Annotated in this window: 16 protein-coding genes and 1 riboswitch; of the genes, 6 read left to right on the top strand and 10 right to left on the bottom strand. The window is 63.3% G+C overall.

From position 1 onward, the window contains the following. Window positions 1–3: 3 nt before the first annotated feature. From AB4Z15_RS11020 to speB, 10 genes are all read right to left on the bottom strand, one after another. Complete coding sequence (locus AB4Z15_RS11020) at window positions 4–1,443, bottom strand: amidohydrolase family protein (protein WP_442017297.1); 1,440 nt, start codon at window positions 1,441–1,443, stop codon at window positions 4–6. 28 nt (window positions 1,444–1,471) lie between these two features. Further along, complete coding sequence (locus AB4Z15_RS11025) at window positions 1,472–2,287, bottom strand: aspartate/glutamate racemase family protein (protein WP_442017298.1); 816 nt, start codon at window positions 2,285–2,287, stop codon at window positions 1,472–1,474. Further along, window positions 2,284–2,967, bottom strand: coding sequence for a GntR family transcriptional regulator (locus AB4Z15_RS11030; protein ID WP_442017299.1), 684 nt, complete (start codon window positions 2,965–2,967; stop codon window positions 2,284–2,286). The genes AB4Z15_RS11025 and AB4Z15_RS11030 overlap by 4 nt, the downstream gene beginning before the upstream one ends. A 103-nt stretch (window positions 2,968–3,070) precedes the next feature. Continuing rightward, a complete protein-coding gene (locus AB4Z15_RS11035; protein WP_442017300.1) occupies window positions 3,071–4,420 on the bottom strand; it encodes an MFS transporter in 1,350 nt (449 codons plus the stop codon). Window positions 4,421–4,793: 373 nt separating this feature from the next. Further along, a complete protein-coding gene (locus tag AB4Z15_RS11040; protein WP_442017301.1) occupies window positions 4,794–5,693 on the bottom strand; it encodes an amino acid-binding protein in 900 nt (299 codons plus the stop codon). Between the two features lie 237 nt (window positions 5,694–5,930). Further along, entirely contained in the window at window positions 5,931–6,383 is a 453-nt protein-coding gene (gene mscL / locus AB4Z15_RS11045; protein WP_442004813.1) for a large conductance mechanosensitive channel protein MscL, read from the bottom strand. A 279-nt stretch (window positions 6,384–6,662) separates the two neighbouring features. Then, the gene (locus tag AB4Z15_RS11050; protein ID WP_442017302.1) at window positions 6,663–7,988 is read right to left on the bottom strand and encodes a D-arabinono-1,4-lactone oxidase; all 1,326 of its coding nucleotides are present in this window, start codon (window positions 7,986–7,988) and stop codon (window positions 6,663–6,665) included. Next, window positions 7,985–9,508 carry an aminobutyraldehyde dehydrogenase gene (locus tag AB4Z15_RS11055; RefSeq protein ID WP_442017303.1) on the bottom strand — a complete coding sequence of 508 codons (1,524 nt, stop codon included), beginning with the start codon at window positions 9,506–9,508 and terminating at the stop codon, window positions 7,985–7,987. The genes AB4Z15_RS11050 and AB4Z15_RS11055 overlap by 4 nt, the downstream gene beginning before the upstream one ends. Window positions 9,509–9,520: 12 nt before the next feature. Continuing rightward, window positions 9,521–10,960, bottom strand: a complete 1,440-nt coding sequence (locus AB4Z15_RS11060; RefSeq protein WP_442017304.1) for a purine-cytosine permease family protein — start codon at window positions 10,958–10,960, stop codon at window positions 9,521–9,523. Beyond that, window positions 10,957–11,955, bottom strand: a complete 999-nt coding sequence (gene speB / locus AB4Z15_RS11065) for an agmatinase (protein ID WP_442017305.1) — start codon at window positions 11,953–11,955, stop codon at window positions 10,957–10,959. Before speB ends, AB4Z15_RS11060 begins: the two co-directional genes overlap by 4 nt. A gap of 178 nt (window positions 11,956–12,133) precedes the next feature. Between speB and AB4Z15_RS11070 the strand changes: the two genes are divergently transcribed. The 6 genes from AB4Z15_RS11070 (at window position 12,134) to AB4Z15_RS11095 (ending at window position 22,175) form a co-directional block, all read left to right on the top strand. Further along, complete coding sequence (locus AB4Z15_RS11070) at window positions 12,134–13,648, top strand: PucR family transcriptional regulator (RefSeq protein WP_442017306.1); 1,515 nt, start codon at window positions 12,134–12,136, stop codon at window positions 13,646–13,648. Between the two features lie 74 nt (window positions 13,649–13,722). Beyond that, a riboswitch (glycine riboswitch) is annotated at window positions 13,723–13,821 on the top strand. A gap of 148 nt (window positions 13,822–13,969) precedes the next feature. Further along, window positions 13,970–16,816 carry an aminomethyl-transferring glycine dehydrogenase gene (gene gcvP / locus AB4Z15_RS11075; RefSeq protein WP_442017307.1) on the top strand — a complete coding sequence of 949 codons (2,847 nt, stop codon included), beginning with the start codon at window positions 13,970–13,972 and terminating at the stop codon, window positions 16,814–16,816. A gap of 15 nt (window positions 16,817–16,831) precedes the next feature. Continuing rightward, window positions 16,832–17,968 carry a glycine cleavage system aminomethyltransferase GcvT gene (gcvT, locus tag AB4Z15_RS11080; protein ID WP_442017308.1) on the top strand — a complete coding sequence of 379 codons (1,137 nt, stop codon included), beginning with the start codon at window positions 16,832–16,834 and terminating at the stop codon, window positions 17,966–17,968. Between the two features lie 474 nt (window positions 17,969–18,442). Beyond that, the gene (gcvH, locus tag AB4Z15_RS11085; RefSeq protein ID WP_442004805.1) at window positions 18,443–18,826 is read left to right on the top strand and encodes a glycine cleavage system protein GcvH; all 384 of its coding nucleotides are present in this window, start codon (window positions 18,443–18,445) and stop codon (window positions 18,824–18,826) included. Continuing rightward, window positions 18,823–20,142, top strand: a complete 1,320-nt coding sequence (gene glyA / locus AB4Z15_RS11090; protein WP_442017309.1) for a serine hydroxymethyltransferase — start codon at window positions 18,823–18,825, stop codon at window positions 20,140–20,142. Before gcvH ends, glyA begins: the two co-directional genes overlap by 4 nt. 632 nt (window positions 20,143–20,774) lie before the next feature. Continuing rightward, window positions 20,775–22,175 (top strand): L-serine ammonia-lyase, encoded by a 1,401-nt coding sequence (locus AB4Z15_RS11095; RefSeq protein ID WP_442017310.1) that lies wholly within the window; start codon window positions 20,775–20,777, stop codon window positions 22,173–22,175. The last annotated feature ends 4 nt before the right edge of the window (window positions 22,176–22,179 follow it).

Consider the following 22,179-nt stretch of genomic DNA (forward strand, 5'->3'; position numbering starts at 1 on the left):
CTCCTAAGCGCTAAGGGATTCGGCAGAAGGAATGACGGGAACGGAGAGGGCGTCGCGGTGTTCCGTGAAGCCGTTGCGGGGCACGAAGCGACCCACCGGCCCGGGATCGTGGAAACCTGCTTCATCAAGGACCACCCGTCCCGCGGAGATCACCACTGCGGGCCAGCCGCTGAGCGTCTTCCCCTCAAAAGGCGAGAAATCAGTCCCCATGTGCAACGCACCGCCGTCGACCGTTTGCTGTGAGGCGGGATCGAAGATCACGATGTCGGCATCGAAGCCTTCCACGATCGCGCCCTTTCGCGGGACTGCATTGATTCTGGCGGGACCTGCGGAGAAAACCTCAACGAAGTCCTCCACAGAGCCGCCCGACTCCGTGACCAGTGCCGTGAACGTCACGGGCATGCGGGTTTCCACGCCGGGGAGGCCGTGCGGCATGTAGCGGACATCGTCCGTGCGCTCGCGTTTTTGGGAGAGGTCGTAGCAGGAATGGTCCGAGGAAACGGCGTGGATGGCACCGGCAGCAAGCCGATCCTTCAAAGCGGCCACCGTTTCGGCACTGCGCATCGGCGGGCAGCACGCGTACCATTCCGGGAACGCGGAACCATAAACGGTGTCGTCCAAGGTCAGATAGTGCGGGCACGTCTCCGAGTACGCCTCCTGGCCGCTCTCGCGGGCTTCGGCCACGAGGTCCACGGCGCCCGGAGTCGACTGGTGGACAAAATAGACGGGCGCTCCCGTGTACTGGGCCATTGCGAGGGTTTCCTTGACCGAGATCTCTTCGGCAAGCTCGGGCCGCGTACGGTGCAGGTGCTCGATGCCGATGCGGCCGTCCGAGGCGTGCTGCTCAGTGCAGTCGGTGACGATGGGGTCGTGCTCTGCATGGATATAAGTGAGGCCATCCAGGCGCACCATTTCACGCATGACCTTCAGGATCGTGTCACCATCGGCCATGGTTGAGCCGCGGTTGGTGGTGTACATCTTCACGGACCTGACGCCCTCGGCCGCAAGCTGCTCAAGCTGCCACGGAACCGTCTCGTCCCATGTGACAACAGCGCCGTGCAGGGCAACGTCGCAGCGGGACTCGGCGGCGAGCCGCTTTTTGTTCAGGACCGCTTCGAGCGGAGTCTCCCGCGAATCGCGGGGGATGCCGAAATCGATGATTGTGGTGGTGCCGCCCCAGAGTGCTGCCGTGGACGTGGTCCGGTAGTCATCCAAAGTGCGGAATCGGCCCGTCACTTGGGCAACATGGCAGTGGCCATCGATGCCGCCCGGGATGACCAACTGGCCGTGGGCTTCAATGGTTCGTGCGGCCGCGGGAATGGGTTCGGCAGCGTCAACGAGCTGAACGATGCGTCCGCCGTTCACTACGACGTGGGCGGCTTGCCTGCCGAAACTATTGACGACGGTGCCGTTGGCGATGACGAGATCGGGGAAGTGGGACATCGTTGTCCTCCTGGTTCGTGGGGAGCGTTTAGAGAGCGGGGGACGAGGATAGGTGCGCTGACTGCGCACCGGTCAGGGCAGCGTCGAGGTTTTCCGAAAGACCCTGCCGCCGCTTGACGGGTGGCGCTGCGAACGAGCCGCCTCGGTGAACGCCGGACTTCAACGCGACCACGGCCTCCGTCATGCGGATCCCGGCGGAAATTCCGTCCACCACGGGCACCGTGATTTGCCCTTCGAGCTCCCGGGCAAGCCCGGCTAGCGGCGCACCGGCAAGGATCACGACGTCGGCGCCGTCCTCAGCGACGGCCTGCCGGCTGAGTGCCAGCAGGGTTTCCTTGAAATCTGCCTGCACCGACCCTATCGAGTTCAGGCTTTGGTTGATGGAGCGGATGGAAGCGAGACGGCCGCCAAAACCGAAGCGTTCCACGCAGTCCAGATACCAGGCCTGGATCCGATCCGAGATGGCGATGATCGAGAAACGGTGGCCTTGCAAGGCCGCCGCGCACAGTGCCGCCTCGGTGATGCCGATGACCGGTACGTCAACGAGTTCCTTCAGCGCAGGCATTCCTGGATCTCCGAAAGCAGCCACAACGACGCCGTCCACAGCGGCGCTGTCGCGTTCCCGCCCAAGGCTGGCGCCGCCGTCGTGCGCGTATTCGGCGATCAGCTCAGCCACTGCGCCGGCCGCGATGAGCGACTCGAAGCGGGTTTCGATGTATTCGACGCCGTGCCCGGCAGTCCGAACGATCAATTCGGTGTCCGGCCCGGCTGAGTGCAAGGCCTCGGCCTCGATCAGGGCGGTGACGTCATCACTGATGTTGGGGTTGATGACCAGGAGTCTCATGGTTTTTTCCGTTGCAGTTTGGGCTCGGTGTGGCTGGAATCCTCGGGGAACTGTTCGCGGTACTTGCCGATGTGCGACGCCGATTGGAGAGCGGCCCGGTCAGGGTCACCACTGGCGATGGCAGCGTAGAGGTCGCGGTGTTCCTGGATGAGTTCCGGGAGATCGCTGACGTGGCGGAACAGCCAGTGCATGCGTCCCTGGAGTGGTTCCAGCGCGGAGCGAAGAAAATCGTTGTTGGCGATTGCCGTGATGGCATCGTGGAAATCGCTGTTGGCGCGGTGGGCTTCCAGGATGGAGCCCTTGGCCAGGCAGCGATCGGCCTCATCCAGCAGGCCGGCGAGGTGTTCAAGATTCTGGGTGGTGGCCCGCTTGGCGGCCAGCCGGCAGGCGAGGACTTCCAAGGATTGACGGACGTCGAAGAGGTCCTCCACATCCTTGGGGCTCAGGCCGCTGACTTCGGAACCACGGCCGGCGCGGTCCCGGATAAGTCCTTCCTGCCGCAGCATGCGCAGTGCTTCGCGGATGGGCAGTCGGGAGACGTTGAATTCGGCGGCGAGGTCGCGCTCCACCAGCCTGGTGCCGGGCGCATAGTGCCCCTCAAAAATCCTGGAACGGAGCGTGTCACGCACTGACTCCCGCAGGGGGCGGTCAGTGATGTTCGTGTCTTCTGCGGCTAGCATTTCCAGCTCCATTTCGTGATGTGTGAGGCAGTGCGCCCGGCGACCAGGTGGGCTTCCGGCCATCCGGCGGTTCAGGACCGTCCGGCCGGCCCGGTCAGGCGAGTTAGACCGGGAGTCGCTTGTTGTAATCCAGTACCAGGACGGAGATGCCCATGATCACGGCGGATCCAACAAAGTAGAGCAGAGCCCAGGTGTAAGAGCCGGTTGCCCCGACAATCAGGCCTACCACAATCGGGGTGACGAATCCGGCGATGTTGCCGCTGAAGTTCATGGCCCCGCCGAGTACGCCGGCATTGGTGCGACCGCCCAGGATGGACGGGATGGACCAGAACAGGCCAACCCAGCGCAGGAAGAACAGGACTACCGACAGAAGCACGACGGCGGTGATCGGGTCTGCGACGACCGTGACGCCTACGAGGCCGCCCACCACTACGACGCTGGAGATACCGAGGAGAGTGCGCATGACCCGGTTGGCGGAGGCACCGGATGCCCGCCATTTGTCGGCGATGATGCCACCGAGGATTTCGCCGACGAACCCGGCGCCGAAGATTACGAACGTGGACCAGCCGATGGTCTTCAGATCGAAACCCTTGGCTTGTGCCAGGTAAAGCGGGCCCCAGGTGAGCAGGCCGTAGAACACGCCGTTGAAGCCGAGCCAGCCGAAGCACATTGCCCAGAAGGAACGGAACTTCAGGTAGGGCAGCAGGGCGCGCTTGCCTTGCGCACCTTCCTTGGCAGCTTCAGCGTCGTCCTCGGCGTGTGAAGCCTCGATGTAGTCAGCTTCAGCGTTGTTGACACTCTTGTGCTGACGGGGGTTGTCGCGGACGTACCACCAGACGGCCAGGCCCATGAGAATCGTGAGGGCGCCGGCGATGATGAAGGACATCCGCCAGCTGCCGGTGGAGGCAATCAACCAAGTGATGAGGATGCCGCCGAGGCCAGCACCCAGCGGAGCACCGGCGTCGAGGATGGTGGCGCCACGGCCACGTTCCTTCTTGTGCATCCAGATGGCGTTGAGCTTACCGCCGGCAGGCATGACGCCTGCCTCCGTCACGCCGATGCCCAGGCGGGCGATGAACATGCTGAGGAATCCGCCGGCGAAACCCGAGGCGGCGGTAGCGGCGCCCCAGCCAATGCAGGATGCGGTGACCACTTTGCGTGGGCCAAACTTGTCGATCAACAGACCGACGGGGATTTGCATCAGGGCATAGGTCCAGAAGAATGCCGACAACAGAAGCCCCACAAGCTCGGGCGGGAGGTTGAATTCCTTCTGGATGATGGGCAGGGCTACGGAGATGGATCCACGGTCAATGTAGTTGACCGAGACAAGGACCAGGAGCAGGATGAAGAGCTTCCAGCGGACGTTGGTGCGTCGCTGCACGCCGTCCTTGCCGGTTTTGGGCTCGTTTTCCTGGTTTTCCTGGGTTGCCAGTTGGGTGTTTTGGGGAGACACAGCTTCTCCTTCAGAGGAGTCAACAGGGGTGGAATGTCTTGGGGTATGTCTTTGGGGGATGAGCCGGGGCGCGATATCGCTTCAGCTGGATCCGTGCCGGCGGCAACTGTTGCGATCCCTGTCCTTTTGGTGGCGGGGGCCGCAGCCGGTAGCGGGTCCATTTGGGATCCCGTTTTGGGATCCCAAAATCTAAGTTAGATGTGACGAGCGGCACTGTCAAGAGTTTTGGTATACCCAATCTGGGAACGGAATGTGACCGGGCGGGCTGGCGGGCGAACGCTCCTGCCCGGTTACTCCTGCACGGACGCGCGAAAACCCCGCCTTTCCTGGGAAATTCCGGGCTTTCGGGGCGGTAACTGGGAAGGAGCGCTGGCTAGCGCTGGTATGCCGAGCTTGGGGATGTGTCAGGACTGTATGCCAAAATCTCCGCGAGCTCACCAAGCCGGTGCGCGCGAGCAGACTCTGCGGGCGTGAATGGCTCGCCTGGACGGGAGAAGACCAGAGGTCCGTGCCATGCAGTTGGAATCTTGAGGATGTCCGTTGAACGTCCGACGCCGGCACTCGCCTCGGGTGCCGGATTCTCTGGATCGTTGGGAACTACTTTCGCGGACAGCAGTTCGGCGACCGCGTGTGGAAGCTCATTCGGATTCCCGGCAATACGGGTGGCGAGGCTCAGCGCCTTAGTTTGGCCGTCAGCCATGGCGAGTGCGGTGGTAGGCCACACGTGCGACTCACGCCCGCCGCCGTCGTCGAGCGCTTTCAGCAGTTCATGTTCTGTGACCTCACCCGGGGCGGAGAGGACGAACTCATCCATCACTATTTGCGAGACTTCTGATCCGTCGCGGGCCGGGCCGTCCATCGGGTGAACGTGAATGCTGAGGATATTCGTCTCCAGCTTGGCCAGGGACTGGGTGATTTTCTGCAGGGAACCGGGTTGGTCCCGCAGTGTGACCCGAGCACGCCACAAAGACGGGGCCGCATGTAGCTTGTGCCGCTGGCGGAGGGCAGGGGCATGCAACCAGCGGCGGAGAACCTTGGCGGCCGACGGTTCGGCCACCCAGATGACCAGCACTGTTGCAGTCACGGTCAGGAGCAGGACCTTGGCCACATAGGGGAGATGAGTTTCCACAACCGCGGCGTGAACCAGCAGCTCAATGGGAAGCATCACCGCGATGTTGGCCAGGGTGAGCCGGGCCTTGGGTGGTTCGGGCAACTGTCCGCAGACATCGCATCGGAGGTCCGCGGTGACGGGAGAGCTCGCTTTGGGCTTCATGGTCTCATGCTGCCCGACGCCTGTTTCGTGAGGGTTGCCTGCGCGTCACGTTTCTGGTTACTGGGTGCGTTTCTGGTTACTGCGCGCGATGCCTGCGCTCTTGCCGCCCCAAGCACTTACGTTCCCGCCCACTTCGTGACGGTGTGCGGAACTCCTGCAATGCAAAAACCCGGTGTTCTCGCGGGGAGAACGCCGGGTTATGCGATGCAATCGGGAAGGAGCGGTGGGGAATTTGTCTTAGTGGACGGAATCCGAATCGAGGTCCGAACCCCGTCCGGTACCGCGATGGGCCGCTGCATCCTTCAGGAGGTCGCGGATTTCGGCCAGGAGGGCGGTGTCAGCCGGCAGTGGCTCTTCTTCGGGTTCCTCGGTGGAGAGGCGGTTCTTGACCATTGAATTGATCTTGTTCATGGGCGCTACGAAGATGAAGTAGACCACTCCGGCGGTGATCACGAAGGTCACCATTGCCGTGAGCACGGCACCAAAGTTGATGAACGTAGCGGGGTTGTCCTGCCAGATCCGGAAGCCCAGACCGTCGGCGTTCACGCCGCCCGCAGCAGCGATGACGGGGTTGATGATGTTGGTGGTGAAAGCCGCGACGAGTGCGGTGAACGCACTGCCGATGACCACGGCAATAGCCAGTTCGATCACGTTGCCGCGAAGTATGAAGTCCTTGAAACCCTTAAGCATGGAAATGTCCTCCGATTGGGTGCGGGTGTCTGGCTCAAGCAGAGAACAAACTACCACTCCAAGGTTTCAAAAGGGTGTCAACGTGATGTGAGAGAGGGATCCTGCCAGGGGGTGTGGATGTGAGAGAGGGATGCCGGGAGGGGGTGTGGATGTGAGAGAGGGATCCTGCCAGGGGGTGGGGATGTGAGAGAGGGATGCCGGGAGGGGGTGTGGATGTGAGAGAGCATCGGGTTTGATCGATGCTCTCTCACATCGTGGCCTGTTTTCGAGAATGCTCGGTCAGGCGAGCAGCGCCCGGGTGTGGTCGTTCAGGAACATTCCCCTGGGGTCGAACTCGCGGCGGACTTGGATGAAGGTGTCCAACTCCGGGTAGAGGCGCTCAAGGCGACTCCGGGTCATGAAGTGGATCTTTCCCCAGTGTGCTCGGGGCTCGAATTCCTGCAGCACGGCATCGGCGTCCCGGAAGAACTGCCAGTAGTCGGTTCCTGGCTCGGTCGTCAGGGTGATGACCGTGCTGTCGCGGCCTTGGAACTGGGACATGTAGGCGTCGTCGGACTTCACCCAGCGGACCTCCACCGGGTACTTCTGCTCGGGATACTTGGTCCGGATCAGGTCCTGGATGGCTTCGACAGCCTCCAAGCCATCCTCGCTGCGGACGAAGTACTCGAGCTCGTGGAACTGGGTAGTGAAGCCGCCCGGGTAGATCCGGTAGGAGCGATCCAGCCTGGCACCCTCGACGGCGGAGAGCTCGCGTTCGTCCTGGACGTCCACAATGTTGTACCGCTTGGTGTAGCTGCGGTTGGCCATGCTCAGGCCGGGCGCGCCAGGGAGATCCAGAAGCTCGCAGGAATCGTCCTCCGGGCACCAAAGGAACGAGTAGTGCCTGTTGGAATCGATATCGGTCTGCCACGACGAAGCGGTTTCCGGCCAGGTGGGGTAGGTGATCTGTTCCTGGAGGTAGTAGCTGTCCTCAACAGCCAACTCCACTTCCAGGAAGATTCCCAGCGTGCCCAACGCAACCTGTGCAGCCCGGAGTTCTCGGAGTTGGCCCTCCCCGATTTCCATGATCTCGCCGTAGCCGTTGATCAACTTCACCCAGCGAAGGTTGGAGGAGAAACTGCCCAGGTTTTTGCCCGAGCCGTGCGTGCTGGTGGCCAGGGCGCCGGCGATCTGTTGCTTGTCGATGTCACCCTGGTTCCCCAAGGCCAGCCCCTGTTCCCATAGGGCATCGCCGAAAGCGTTGATGGTGGTTCCGGCGAGGGCCCTGGCGCGACGCCCGGTCTTATCGGTTCCCGTGATAGCCGAGAGCCCGGACATGTCCATCAGCACTCCGCCGGTCTGGACCAGCGGTGAGGACGAATGGCCTGAACCGACCGCCCGCACAGGCAACCCTTCGCGGATGGCGAAACGCACGGCGTCGAGCGCTTCTTGTTCATTCCTGGGCCGAACCGTAAAGGCGGGCGTCGCGCTCTGGTTTCCGCCCCAGTTGGTCCAGGTCACGTCCGTCCCGAAGGGGGCTGAAGGCGTGGCGGCACCTGGCAGAGAGGCAGGGTGGGAAACGTTGGTGGTCATGGTGAAAGCTCCGTTGCTTGTCTGGATGCTCATGCGCCGTGGTTGATCATCACGTGCTTGGTGCGCGAGTAATCGTCCAGGGCGTAGAGCGAGAGGTCGCGGCCGTAGCCGGATCCCTTAAATCCGCCCCACGGTACCTCGCACGCCAGGACAAGGTGCGCATTGACCCAGACCGTGCCGAAGTCCAGTTGCTTGGGAATCCGAAGGGAAAGGCTCGAGTCGCGCGTCCAGACGGAGGCCGACAAGCCGTAGGGGCTCTCGTTCGCGCGGGTCACGGCTTCTTCGGTGGTGCTGAAGGTCTCCACGGTGACCACGGGGCCGAAGATCTCGTGGGTGGCAATGTGGGCTCCGGCGGGAACGTTGGAGATGACTGTTGGCTCGATGAAGTAGCCGGGTCCTTCCAGTGCCGAACCACCAATCGCGATATTCAGGCCCGCAGCCTGGGCTTCGGCCAAGGACTCCTTGACGCGTTCAAAGTGGGGCCGGGAAATCATGGGGCCGATTTCCACGTCGTCGCCGGCTTCGGGAGCGCCAATTATCAGCGTGCTGACTTCGCGCACCAGATGTTGGGTGAACTCTTCGGCTACGGACTCGTGCACCAGCACGCGGCAGGCAGCGCCGCAGTCCTGCCCGGCATTCCAGAACCCTGCATTGCGGACTCCCGCAGCGGCGGCGCGCAGATCGGCGTCGGGGAAGACAACAACCGGCGCTTTGCCGCCAAGTTCCAGGTGGACGCGCTTGACGGACTTGGCCGCAGTTTCAGCGACGGCCTGGCCGCTCACCACGCTGCCGGTCAAGGCAACGAGGGCGATGTCCGGGTGCTCCGAAAGCCGCTGTCCCACAGTTCGGCCCTGGCCCGTGACTACGTTGAGGATCCCATCAGGGATGCGTCCGGCGAGCAATTCCGCCAGCTTCAGGGTGGACAACGGGGTTTGCTCGGACGGCTTGAGGACGATGCTGTTGCCGGCAGCCAGAATCGGTGCGACCTTCCAGGCGGCCATCAGCAGCGGGTAGTTCCACGGAGTGATGACCCCGACGACGCCCACGGGTTCCCGGAGGATCACTGAGGTGTGGTCAGTGGCGTAGTCGCCGCCGGCCATGGACGTCAGCGTGCGGGAGGCGCCGGCCATGAAGCGGAATGTATCGATGGTGCTGGTGACATCGTCCTCGGCCACCGCCTGCGGCTTGCCGGTATTGGCAGACTCAATGAGCTCGAACGCTCGCCGGTTCTCTTCAATGATGTTGGCGATCAGGTTCAGGACGTCCGCGCGCTCCTTGGGGGTAGTGGCACCCCAGGTCTTTTGGGCGACGACGGCGGCTTGGACGGCGGCGTCGACATCATCCGCGGTGCCCGCCTGCACTGAGGCGATGACTTGCTCGGTGGTGGGGTCCACGACGTCGATCAGCTCACCGGTGGAGCCCGGCACGAAGGATCCGTTGATGAAGTGCCCTGCTGGAGGCAAAGGCAGCACGCCCGCCGGGGAGGGGTCAGAGGTGGTGCGTCGAACAGTGAACTGGACGGTTTCGGGGTGGGCAATGTCTGTGAGGGTCATGACAATTCGCTTTCAGATGAGGTCTGGGGTGAGTGCAGCGGAAGAAAGTGAGGCGGCGTCCGATTTCTGACGGAAGACCCGGGCCGCGAAGTAGTAGAGGGGAGCAACAACCACCAGGCCGACGATCCAGGAGATGTCGACGCCGCCCAACGCGGTGGCCATGGGGCCGGTGTAGATTGCGGTGGCCGAGAAGGGAACCTGGATGAGGGCGCCTGCCAGGTAGGAGCCGATGGCGACCCAATTGAACCGCCCGTACACGCCGCCGTCGCGCTTGAAGAAGTCTTCAACCCGGTAGTCGCCGTGCCGCAAAAGGTAGTAGTCCACCAGGTTGATGGCAGTCCAGGGGACCAGGACGTACATCAGGAAGGAGAGGAAGTTGGTGTAGAAGAGGATGAAGTTGTCGCGGGCGAACAAGGCGATCGAGACAGCTACGACGAAGAGGATGATCGCCGCCACGGTGCGGGTCTTGGCCCGTGGCAACCAGGACGGCTTGAACGTTTGGCCGATGGTCAGCGTGCACAGGACGCCGCAGTAGAGGTTCATGGCGTTCGAGGCCGCGACTCCCAGGCAGAAAATGCCCACGATGATCAGGGTCCACGGCTGCAGCAACGCACCCAGGCTGCCAACGATTTCGACGTTGTCGGCGCTCATGGTCATGGCGAGCGTGCCCACCAAGGCGCCGAGGATCATGGGGAACAACGTTCCAAGGACGCAGCCCGAGTAGGAAGCCCAGAACGCCGGTGCTGAGCCAGTGCCCTGCGGCATGTAGCGGGAGTAGTCGGAGACGTAGGGTGCGTAGGCCAACTGCCACAGGGCCGAGACGGAGATGGTCCCCATGAAGCCGACCCAGTTGAAGTTGCCCTCCCCAAGGAAGCTGGCGGGAAGGCCGTGGACCACCAGGATCCAGACGAAGGCGAGCAACAACGCCAGGCCCGCTGCAACGCTAAGGACGCGGGCATAAGCGTGAATGAGCCGATAGCCGAAAATCGTGGCGATAACGCTGACCACGCCGATGATGATGATGCCGCCATCCACGCTGATGCCGGGGCTGACGGCGGCCATTGCTTCTCCGCCAAAGACAAGGTTGGCGGCGAAGAACCCTACGTACATGACCACCACGATGACCACGATCAACAGGGCGCCGAAGGAGCCGAACTGGCCGCGGGTCTGGATCATCTGCGCCACACCAAGCTGCGGACCTTGGGCCGAGTGCAGCGCCATGAAGACGCCGCCCACTATGTTGCCGATGATGATGCCCACCAGCGCCGGCACGAAACCGAGGCCGAACACCGTGGTGGCGAGTCCGCCGGTAACGATGGTCATGATCATGATGTTGGAACCAAACCAGATGGTGAAGAGGTCCCTGGCCTTGCCGTGGCGCTCATTCAACGGGATCGGCTGGATGGTTTTGTCCTCGAGGCGCGGTACTTCGGTTGTTGGCACCGTGCTCATGATGCACTCAGGGAGGTCGAAGCCAGTTCACGGACTGAGGTGGCCTTGCTGCGGTTCACCATCAGGCCGAGGAGGTCGAAGACGAGAGTGGCGGCGGCGACGGTTGTGATGTCCGCATGGTCGTAAGCCGGAGCGACCTCGACTACGTCGGCGCCCACAATGTTGATACCGTTCAGGCCGCGGAGCAGGGCCAGGAGTTCGCGGGAGTGGAGCCCGCCCATCTCCGGAGTGCCTGTGCCGGGTGCGAACGCGGGGTCGAGGACGTCGATGTCGATGGAGACGTAGACGGGGGTATCGCCGAGCCTGTCCTTCACCTGCTGGATTGCAGCCGGGACGCCGATAACATCCAGGTCCGAGCAGCGGATGATCTGGAACCCGAACTCGTGGTCCCTAAGGAAGTCATTGCGGTCATACACCGGGCCGCGGATGCCGACGTGCATGGACTTGTCCTCCACAAGGAGGCCCTCCTCGAACGCCCGGCGGAAGATGGTTCCGTGCGTGATGGGCTGGTCAAAGTAGGTGTCCCACGTGTCCAGGTGAGCGTCGAAGTGCAGCAACGCCACCGGGCCATGGACCTTGTTCAGCGCCCGCAGCATGGGCAAGGCAATCGTGTGGTCGCCGCCGATCGAGATCAGCCGCTTGTCCTCACTGATCAGGGGCAACGCCTGCTCCTCGATCTCACGGACCGCCCGGGTGATGTCGTAGGGAGTGCAGGCGATGTCGCCGGCGTCAACAACCTGGGCTTCGTACACGGGCTCGACGTCCAGCTCCGGGTGGTAGCCCGGGCGGAGGAGACGCGAGGCCTCGCGAACCGCGGCAGGACCGAAACGGGCGCCGGGCCGGAAGGAGGTTCCGCCGTCGAACGGGACACCGACGATAGCAATGTCGTAGTCCGGAACCCGGTCGATTTGGGGGAGGCGGGCGAAGGTGCCGAGGCCGGCATACCGCGGGACTTTGGTTGCGTCGACAGGGCCGATGGGCTTGTGAATTGTCATTGACGGATCCTTGGTGTGAGGGGGTGCTCGCCATTGAGCGGGAAGTAAGTAATTCCATTCTTCGTGACGCGGGTCACGACGAATAGCGGTACATTGACTACAAATGGCCGAGGCGCTTAGACGAATGTCTAAACCGCCCGAAACGGCCCCCGGAATCATAGAGTCAGGACCCCATCCGATGGCAATCACCGTCGCCGAGCTCGTGGCTGAACCGCAGCTGGGGCTCACCCTCCTGGCCGGTGATGCAGGCCGCGACAACCGGATCACCTGGGCCCACACCTCGGACCTGCCCAGGCTGTGGGAATGGGTCACCGGCGGCGAGCTCATGATGACCAATGGGCTGTCGATTCCCGCAGACGCCGAGGGACAAGTGGCGCTCGCAGAGGCACTCATGGACAGCGGGGCAAGCGCCTTGGCGATCGGCGAGAAGATGCACGCGCCCCCGCTGACGCAGGAGTTCCTGACGGCCTGCGATCGGCTGCCGTTGCCACTGATCAACGTCCCGTACCCGCTGCCGTTCATCGCGATCGCCCGCTCGGTTGCTGAATCTTCCCTGCTCGAAGAGTCCCGGCGGCTGCGGCAAACAGCCAGGGTCTACGACCTTCTTCGCACGGCCGGAGCCTCCGAGGACCATTGGCAGAGCCTGGTCCAACGGCTTGCCACCGAGCTGGACGCGGAACTGTTCGTGGTGGATCGCCGCTGCCTCCATCCCTGGCACCCGGAAGGGCAGGCGCTCCCGGGGTTCCTCGCGGATGAATGGGCACCGCTTTCCGGGCAGGTGACCTTGGCGGGTAAGAATTTCCAGTGGCACCGGATCCGCGGCCGGCACGTGCTGACCATGGACATCCCGACCCACGCAAACGCGCTCCTGGTGGTGCTGCCCAACAGCGAACCGCACCCGGACGCCGTCGTACTCCTGCACGCCGCAACCGTGCTGGGACTGCAGCTCTCGCGCATCGTTTTGTCGTTGGAAGGCCGCCATCGGCTGGCGGGCGAGTTCCTGCTGCAGGCCATGGATGGGCGCTTGGGCGCGGCCGAGATGGAGAGCCGGCTGGCAACTTTTGGGGTTCCGCCGCAGGACTTCCTGCTCGTTTCCATGTCCGAGACCGCCGGAGACAAAACAGCGAACGACGGCGACAGGCTGGCCAACGTGCACATCGAGCTGTGGCGGCACGGGGTTGCGTCGGCTTCCTTGAAGCGGAACAGCCGGCTGCACGTCGTGGCCCCTGCTGATGTGCCGGACGACATCCTGGTGCATTGCGCAGGGGTGGATGCGGCGATCGGAATCAGCGCTCCGGCGGCCGTGGCCGGGATTCAGCGCGCGCTGCAGGAGTCCCTCTGGGCGCTCGGATCGGCCCGGGCGAACAAGCTCGGATTGGCTCGCTACGCGCAAGGACCATCATGGCTGGGGCTGACAGGTTTCGAGGAAGGGACTGCGCTGGTCCGGCGTCTTCTGGGGCCGATTTTCGATTACGAGCAGAGTCAGGAAGGCGATCTCCTCGTCACGCTGAGGACCTATTTGGACTCGCAGCGTTCGTGGCAAAAGACTGCCGCTGCCCTGTTCGCGCACCGGCAAACCATCATCTACCGGATAAGGAAAATCGGTGAATTGACGGGGCTGGACATGGGTGAAACCTCCACGGTTGCCCAGTTGTGGTTCGCCCTCCAGATCCACGAGGCAATGCATCGGTAGGTATCCCTTGCTTGCGCTTTTTCGAGATAACCGGCTATGGTGTGAACCGTGTCACTGATGTGACGCAACGCTTTTGATCTGTGGCGGGAGAGTCCTGCCGGTACATCCAGTCAGGCGCCGTAGGAGCAAATCCTCCCCAGGAATCTCTCAGGCCCACGTACCGCCACGGCGAGGCAACTCTGGAAAGCAGTCCAGGTAACTGGGCTCACCGACGGTGCAAGCAGGCAACCATTCCTGCGGAATCTCTCAGGTCCAATACAGAGCGGGGAGGAACCCACATCATCGTGGCGCACATAGGGCGCCTGAATCATGGAGTTCCTCTTGACTGTTCAATCAACCCCCACCGCTTTCGCGGACCGGCATATCGGCGCACGACGCCAGGCCGACGTTGACACCATGCTCAAGGCCATCGGCTACGACTCCGTAGACGGCTTGGTAGACGTTGCGGTCCCCGATTCCATCCGCCAGGACACTGCACTGAAGCTGCAGGACGCCCTCACCGAGGTGCAGGTCCTTGCCGAGCTGCGGAAGCTCGCGTCCAAGAACAAGACCGCCGTTCAGATGATCGGCCAGGGCTACTACGACACCGTCACGCCGCCGGTTATCCGCCGCAACATCCTCGAGGCTCCGGCCTGGTACACGGCGTACACGCCCTACCAGCCCGAGATTTCCCAGGGCCGCCTCGAAGCTCTGCTGAACTTCCAGACGATGGTCCAGGACCTGACGGGGCTGCCCGTAGCCAACGCCTCGCTGCTGGATGAGGCCACCGCTGTGGCTGAGGCTGTGCTGCTGATGCGCCGCGCCAACAAGTCCAAAACTGCCAAGGACGGGAAGACCGTCCTGGACTCCGACCTCCTCCCGCAGACCATCGCCATTGTGAAGGGCCGGGCCGAAGCGCTGGGCTTCGAAGTAGAGATCGCTGACCTTTCGGCGGCCCTTCCCGACGGCGACATCAACGGCATCGTCCTGCAGCAGCCGGGTGTTTCCGGCCGCGTATTCAATCACTCCGGCGTCATCGCGGCGGCCAAGGGACGGGGTGCGCTGGTCACTGTCGCTGCCGACCTTTTGGCGCTCACCCTCATCACGCCCCCGGGCGAGCAAGGTGCCGATATCGCCGTCGGAACTGCGCAGCGCTTTGGTGTTCCGCTGTTCTTCGGCGGCCCCCACGCTGCGTACATGGCTGTCCGCGAAGGCATGGAGCGGACCCTTCCGGGGCGCATCGTGGGCGTCTCCAAGGACAACGCCGGCGTCCCCGCGTACCGACTCGCGCTCCAGACACGCGAGCAGCACATCCGACGCGAGAAGGCCACGTCCAACATCTGCACGGCCCAGGCACTGCTCGCGATTGTGGCCTCGATGTACGCGGTTTACCACGGTCCCGAAGGCCTGAAGGCGATCGCCGAAACCGTCAACGGCCACGCCCGTGTTTTGGCCGCGACGCTGCAGAAGGCGGGCCGCGAGCTCGTCTCCGACGTCTTCTTCGACACCCTCACCGTCCGCGTACCCGGCAAGGCTGACAAGGTCATCGCCGCCGCCGAAGCCCGCGGCATCAACCTGCGTCGCATTGATGCTGACACGGTCGGCGTTTCCCTCGATGAAACCACGACGCCGGAGGTCCTCTCTGCGGTAGCCGTCGCCTTTGGTGCCGGCCCGGTGAAGGACGCTTCAGGGTTTGAGCTGCCGTCTGATGTGCTCCGCACCAGTGATTTCCTGCAGCACCCAGTGTTCAACACGCACCGTTCAGAGACGCAGCTGCTGCGCTATATCCGCAAGCTGTCCGACCGTGACCTCGCCTTGGACCGCACCATGATCCCTCTGGGTTCCTGCACCATGAAGCTCAACGCAACCGCCGAGATGGAAGCCATTTCATGGCCAGAGTTCGCCTCGATCCACCCGTTCGCTCCGGATCACCAGACCGAGGGCTGGCGCGAGCTGATCACCGATCTTGAGTCCCAGCTGACTGAGATCACCGGCTACGATCAGGTCTCCATCCAGCCCAACGCCGGTTCCCAGGGTGAGCTCGCCGGCCTGCTCGCGATCCGTGGTTACCACCTCTCCCGGGGTGACGAGCAGCGCAACGTGTGCCTGATCCCTGCTTCTGCTCACGGCACGAATGCAGCCTCTGCTGTGCTGGCAGGCATGAAGGTGGTTGTGGTGGCCACCGCTCCCGATGGCACCATCGATCACGTAGACCTCAAGGCCAAGATCGAAGCCAACAAGGACGTCCTGTCCTGCATCATGATCACCTACCCGTCCACGCACGGTGTGTACGACGCCGATGTCCGCGAGGTTTGTGACTCCATCCACGCTGCTGGCGGCCAGGTGTACGTTGACGGTGCAAACCTCAACGCACTCGTTGGACTCGCGCAACCGGGCAAGTTTGGCGGCGACGTCTCCCACCTGAACCTGCACAAGACGTTCTGCATCCCGCACGGCGGTGGCGGGCCGGGTGTTGGTCCTGTTGCTGCGAAAGCCCACCTTGCTCCGTTCATGCCCGGGGATGCGAACAACGTTTCGTCTGAAGGGGGCGTGGCCATCTCGGCCTCACGCTATGGCTCCGCTGGCGTCCTCCCGATTTCCTGGGCCTACGTCAAGCTCATGGGCGGCCAAGGACTCACTGAAGCCACCAAGTCTGCGCTGCTCGCGGCCAACTACGTCGCCTCCCGCTTGGATGAGCACTTCCCAGTCCTGTACACCGGCGAAGGTGGACTTGTTGCCCACGAATGCATCCTGGACCTCCGCGAACTGACGGCCCGCACAGGTGTCACGGCCGAGGACGTGGCCAAGCGCCTGATCGACTTCGGTTTCCACGCTCCCACCCTGGCGTTCCCTGTTGCTGGAACCCTCATGGTGGAGCCGACCGAGTCCGAGGACCTGGCCGAGATCGACCGTTTCATCGAGGCCATGATCACCATCCGTTTGGAAATCGAGCAGGTCGCCGCCGGCGATTTCACTGTTGAGAAATCGCCGCTGCGCAACGCGCCGCACACGGCTGCCGCCGTCGTGAGTTCTGCATGGGACCGCGACTACCCGCGTGAGCAGGCCGCATTCCCGGTCCACCACCTGAAGCAGGACAAGTACTTCCCACCGGTCGGCCGCGTTGACGGCGCCGCGGGGGACCGCAACCTTGTGTGCTCCTGCCCTCCGCTCACGGACTTCGAAAACTAAAGGACGGTCCTGCAAATGACTGAGAACTACACCGCTCTTTACGAGCAGCACAAAAAGGCCGGCGCATCCTTCACGGATTTCGGCGGCTGGCAGATGCCCCTCAAATACGAGTCCGAGCTTGCTGAGCACCACGCAGTCCGCAACGCAGCGGGCTTGTTCGACCTCTCCCACATGGGCGAAGTCTGGGTCACCGGTTCGGACGCGGCAGCGTTCCTGGACTTCGCGCTGGTGGGCAAGTTGTCCGCGGTCGCCGTGGGCAAGGCGAAGTACTCGCTGATCTGCAACGCCGACGGCGGCATCATCGACGACCTCATCTCGTACCGCCGACCCTCTCCCGAAGAAGGCGTGGATCAGTACCTCGTGGTCCCCAACGCGGGCAACGCCAAGGTAGTTGCAGCGGCTCTGCTGGAGCGCGCGGCTGGCTTCGACGTCGTGGTTCAAGACGCTTCGGCTGAGACGTCGCTGATTGCAGTCCAGGGCCCGAACGCGGAAGCCATTCTGCTGAGCCTGGTTCCCGCCGAGCAGCACGCCCTGGTGACGGAACTGAAGTACTACGCGGCCGTTGAGGTCTCCATTAACGGGCAGGACCTGCTCCTGGCACGCACCGGCTACACCGGCGAGGACGGCTTCGAGATCTACATCCCCAACCTTGGCGCAGCTGGCCTGTGGGAAGCCCTCCTCGAAGTCGGCGAGAGCCACGGGCTCATCCCCGCAGGCCTTGCGGCACGCGACTCCCTCCGCCTCGAAGCCGGAATGCCGCTCTACGGCAACGAACTCTCCCGCTACGTCAACGCCTACGCCGCAGGACTCGGCCCGGTGGTTTCCCTGGCCAAGGAAAGCGACTTCATCGGTAAGGAAGCACTGACGGCGATCAAGGCCGCCGGCGTCGGATCCACCATCGGACAGAAGCTCGTCGGCCTCAAAGGTGCAGGCCGTCGCGCAGCCCGCGCCCACTACTCGGTCCTCAAGGACGGCTCGCTCATCGGCGAAGTCACCTCCGGCCAGCCGAGCCCAACGCTCGGTTACCCGATCGCCCTGGCGTACGTCGACGTCGAACATTCAGCACCGGGAACGATCGTCGAAGTGGACCTCCGAGGCAAACCCGAGCCGTTCGAAGTCGTGGCCCTGCCGTTCTACAAGCGGGTCAAGTAGGTCAAGCGGGTCAAGTAGCCCGGTGGGAGTGACATCCTCCGCGGGCTCGGTCGCAGAAGCGCCCGCTGAGCGGACGGTCAAGTAGCCCGGTGGAAGTTACATCCTCCGCGGGCTCGGTCGCAGAAGCGCCCGCTGGGCGGACGCGATGCTCCCTTAGACGCCCGCTTCCGGATGTCACTCCCACAGGGGCCGTGCGCCTCACCTTGCGCACGGGACCAGTAGACCGAGGCGACCTGCTGAAAAGCCGGTTCCGAGCCTCGGTTCGCGGGCTTTTCTGAAGGTGAGCGGCCCGTAAAGTGTGGGCCAGCCGTGGGGAGCCGGATTCCGGAAGCGTGCGTCTAAGGAAGCGACACGTCCGCTCAGCGGGCGTCCTCGCGACCGAGCACGCGGAGGAGTTCGGTTCCCCGCCACCCAACCCAAGTACCACCGAGACCACGAACAGTTTTCAAAACACACAAGAAGTTAGGAATTGGAATGAGCAAAGTAGTTGCCGAGCTGAAGTATTCGGCTGAGCATGAATGGGTTGCTTCGGATGGGGCCGGGCCTGTGGGGATTGGGATCTCTGCGGTCGCTGCGGATGCATTGGGCGACATTGTGTATGTGGACCTCCCTGAGGTTGGCTCCACGGTTACTGCGGGGGAGACCTGCGGTGAAGTTGAGTCCACGAAGTCCGTGTCTGACCTGTACTCGCCTGTTACTGGTGAGGTGACCGAGATCAACGACGCCGTCGTCGATGATCCGGCCCTGATCAACAACGATCCCTATGGTGCCGGCTGGCTGTTCAAGGTGGCCGCCACGGAAGAAGGCCCACTCATGTCGGCCGAAGAATACGCTGCAACGAACGGTGGAGAACTGTGAACCCGGCAGCCGTGACCGAATTCGAGCAGGTCGTGTCGGCGTCGTTGGATGCGCACTTGGCGGACCTGGACCCTGAGATCGCCGCAAAGATCGACGACGAACTGGGCCGCCAGCGCGACGGCCTGGAAATGATCGCTTCAGAGAACCACACGGCGGTTGCTGTGATGCAGGCTCAGGGCTCGGTGCTGACCAACAAGTACGCCGAAGGCTACCCGGGCAAGCGGTACTACGGTGGTTGCGAGCACGTCGACGTGATCGAGCAGCTCGCCATCGACCGCATCAAGTCCCTGTTCGGCGCCGAATTTGCGAACGTTCAGCCTCACTCCGGTGCGCAGGCCAACGCGTCGGTGATGCACGCGCTGATCAAGCCGGGCGACACCATCATGGGCCTGAACCTGGCCCACGGCGGCCACCTGACCCACGGCATGAGGATCAACTTCTCCGGCAAGCTCTACAACGTGGTCCCGTACGGCGTCCGCGAGGACACCCACACCGTCGACATGGCCGAAGTCGAACGCCTGGCGCAAGAACACAAGCCTGCCCTCATCGTTGCCGGCTGGTCCGCTTACGCGCGGCAGTTGGACTTCGCCGAGTTCCGCCGGATCGCTGACTCCGTTGGCGCTTACTTGATGGTGGACATGGCTCACTTCGCCGGATTGGTTGCAGCTGGCCTGCATCCGTCGCCGGTCCCGCATGCCCACGTCACTACGTCCACAACGCACAAGACCCTCGCCGGTCCTCGTGGAGGCATCATCCTCTCCAACGACGCCGACATCGCCAAGAAGATCAACTCGGCTGTGTTCCCGGGGCAGCAAGGTGGACCGCTGGAGCACGTGATCGCCGGTAAGGCTGTCGCCTTCAAGATCGCGGCCTCCGAGGAATTTCGCGAGCGTCAGGAACGCGTCCTGGCTGGCGCCCGGATTCTCGCCGAACGCCTGATTCAGCCGGACGTTGCCGAAAAGGGGATCACAGTTGTTTCGGGTGGCACGGACGTGCACTTGGTGCTCGTCGACCTGCGCAACTGCGAACTCGACGGCCAGCAAGCCGAAGACCGGCTCGCAGCGATCGACATCACCGTCAACCGCAACGCCGTCCCCTTCGACCCACGCCCGCCCATGGTCACTTCCGGTCTGCGGATCGGCACACCGGCCCTCGCTACACGGGGTTTCGGGGAAGCTGCCTTCCGCGAGGTTGCGGACATCATCGCCGAAGTTCTGATTGCCGACGCCGATGCGGACCTTTCCGGGTTGCGGCACCGGGTTGATTCGCTGGCGAAGGCGCATCCGCTGTACCCGGGTGTTTCGAACCTCTCGTAAGTCGCCCGTCGGGTTCGGTTCGTCGTCGGGTCCGATATCCGCCGCGGGCTCGGTCGGGTTGGCCCGTCGGGGCCGACATCCTCCGCGGGCTCGGTCGCATATGCACCCGCTGAGCGGATGCGATGCTCCCTTAGACGCCCGCTTCCGGATGCCGGTCCCGAAGGGGCCAGCTCTTGGGCCGGCCGGTCCCAATGCCGGGCCCATTGGGGCCGGTGGTCGGGTGCCGTGTTGCCGTGTTGGGACGGGACCGCGGGTTCGTTGGCTTGTGTTGGATGGGTCTACCTGCCGAGGGTGTTCCGTGGACGCAGGGTTGGTTTGGGAGCCGCGGGTGCAACTGCAACGCGGGGTCACTTGTGGCCCATGTGGGGTGCGTTTGGGGGCCATAAGTGACCCCGGGTTGCTTTAGCCCACATTCTTCTTTTGGTTTGGGAATGTATTGGGGGCCGATTCGGGGGGTGGCTGCGAAGTGTGCCGTGCGCACGGCATGTTTGGCAGCGGAGCCCCGAATCGGCGACGGCGCACTGGGATTCATGCAACGCGGGGTCACTTGTGGCCCATGTGGGGTGCGTTTGGGGGCCATAAGTGACCCCGGGTTGCTTTAGACATCTTTTGTTTTGAAAGGGATCACGGCTATGGCTGTTGGTGTTTTCGATCTGTTCACTGTGGGCATTGGCCCGTCGAGTTCGCATACTGTGGGGCCGATGCGGGCTGGGGCGGTGTTTGCTCGCGAGCTGCGTGAGTCCGACGTGCTCGGGTCGGTCGCGTCCTTGCGGGTTGACTTGTATGGGTCCTTGGCTGCGACGGGTAAGGGACACGGCACGTTCACCGCGGTGTTGCTTGGGCTGGAAGGCTTCGACCCCGAGGAGATCCTGCCTGACCAAGTGGAGGAGCGGTTGGCCTCCATCGCAGAGACCGGGAAGCTCAATCTGGCTGGCGGACAGCTTCTCGAATATGCGGTGGAGGACATGATCCTGCATCCGTTGACGGTGTTGCCGCGGCATACGAACGGGATGAAGTTTGCCGTGGCTGATGCTGTGGGCAACGTGCTGCGGGAGGCGACGTTTTTCTCGGTGGGTGGCGGGTTCATTGTCCGCGAGGGTGAGGAGGACGCGGCGCGGGCGGAGTTGGAGGAGACGAAGGCGGAGTTGCCGTTGCCGTTCCGGACCGCTGCTGAGTTGCTGGGCCGCTGCTCGTCCAAGGGCCTGGGGATTTCCGACATCATGTTCATCAACGAACGCGCGTCCCGGAGTGAGGAGGAGATCCGGGAGGGTTTGCTTCATATCTGGCATGTGATGGAGGCGTGTGTTGAGACGTCGTTGAAGCGTGAGGGTGTGTTGCCCGGGGGTCTGAAGGTCCGCCGTCGTGCTCCTGACTGGTTGGAGCGGTTGTTGAAGGAGGACAAGGACCGCAACGATCCGAAGTATTGGCAGGAGTGGGTGAACCTGATCGCCCTGGCCGTGAATGAGGAGAACGCGACCGGCGGGCGGGTGGTCACGGCCCCGACGAACGGCGCTGCCGGGATCATCCCGGCGGTGTTGTATTACGCGTTGAATTATGCCCCGGGCATGGACCAAGCCAGTCAGTCCGATAAGGACGATGTGGTGGTGAAGTTCCTGCTCGCCGCCGGTGCGGTGGGTGTGTTGTACAAGGAGCAGGCGTCCATTTCGGGGGCTGAGGTGGGCTGCCAGGGTGAGGTGGGGTCGGCGTCGTCGATGGCTGCTGCCGGGTTGGCTGAGGTGATGGGTGGTACGCCGGGTCAGGTGGAAAACGCGGCGGAGATCGCGATGGAACACAATCTGGGGCTCACGTGTGATCCGATCGGGGGGTTGGTGCAGATTCCGTGTATTGAGCGGAACGCGATTGCTGCGGCGAAGGCGATCAACGCCGCGAAGATGGCGCTCTGGGGTGATGGGACGCACCGGGTGTCGCTGGATGAGGTGATCGTGACCATGCGCGAGACCGGCAAGGACATGTCCTCCAAGTACAAGGAAACCGCGATGGGCGGCCTGGCCGTGAACGTCGTCGAATGCTGACTCT

Origin of the sequence: Paenarthrobacter sp. 2TAF44 (assembly GCF_052114885.1) — a bacterium.
Lineage (GTDB): Bacteria > Actinomycetota > Actinomycetes > Actinomycetales > Micrococcaceae > Arthrobacter.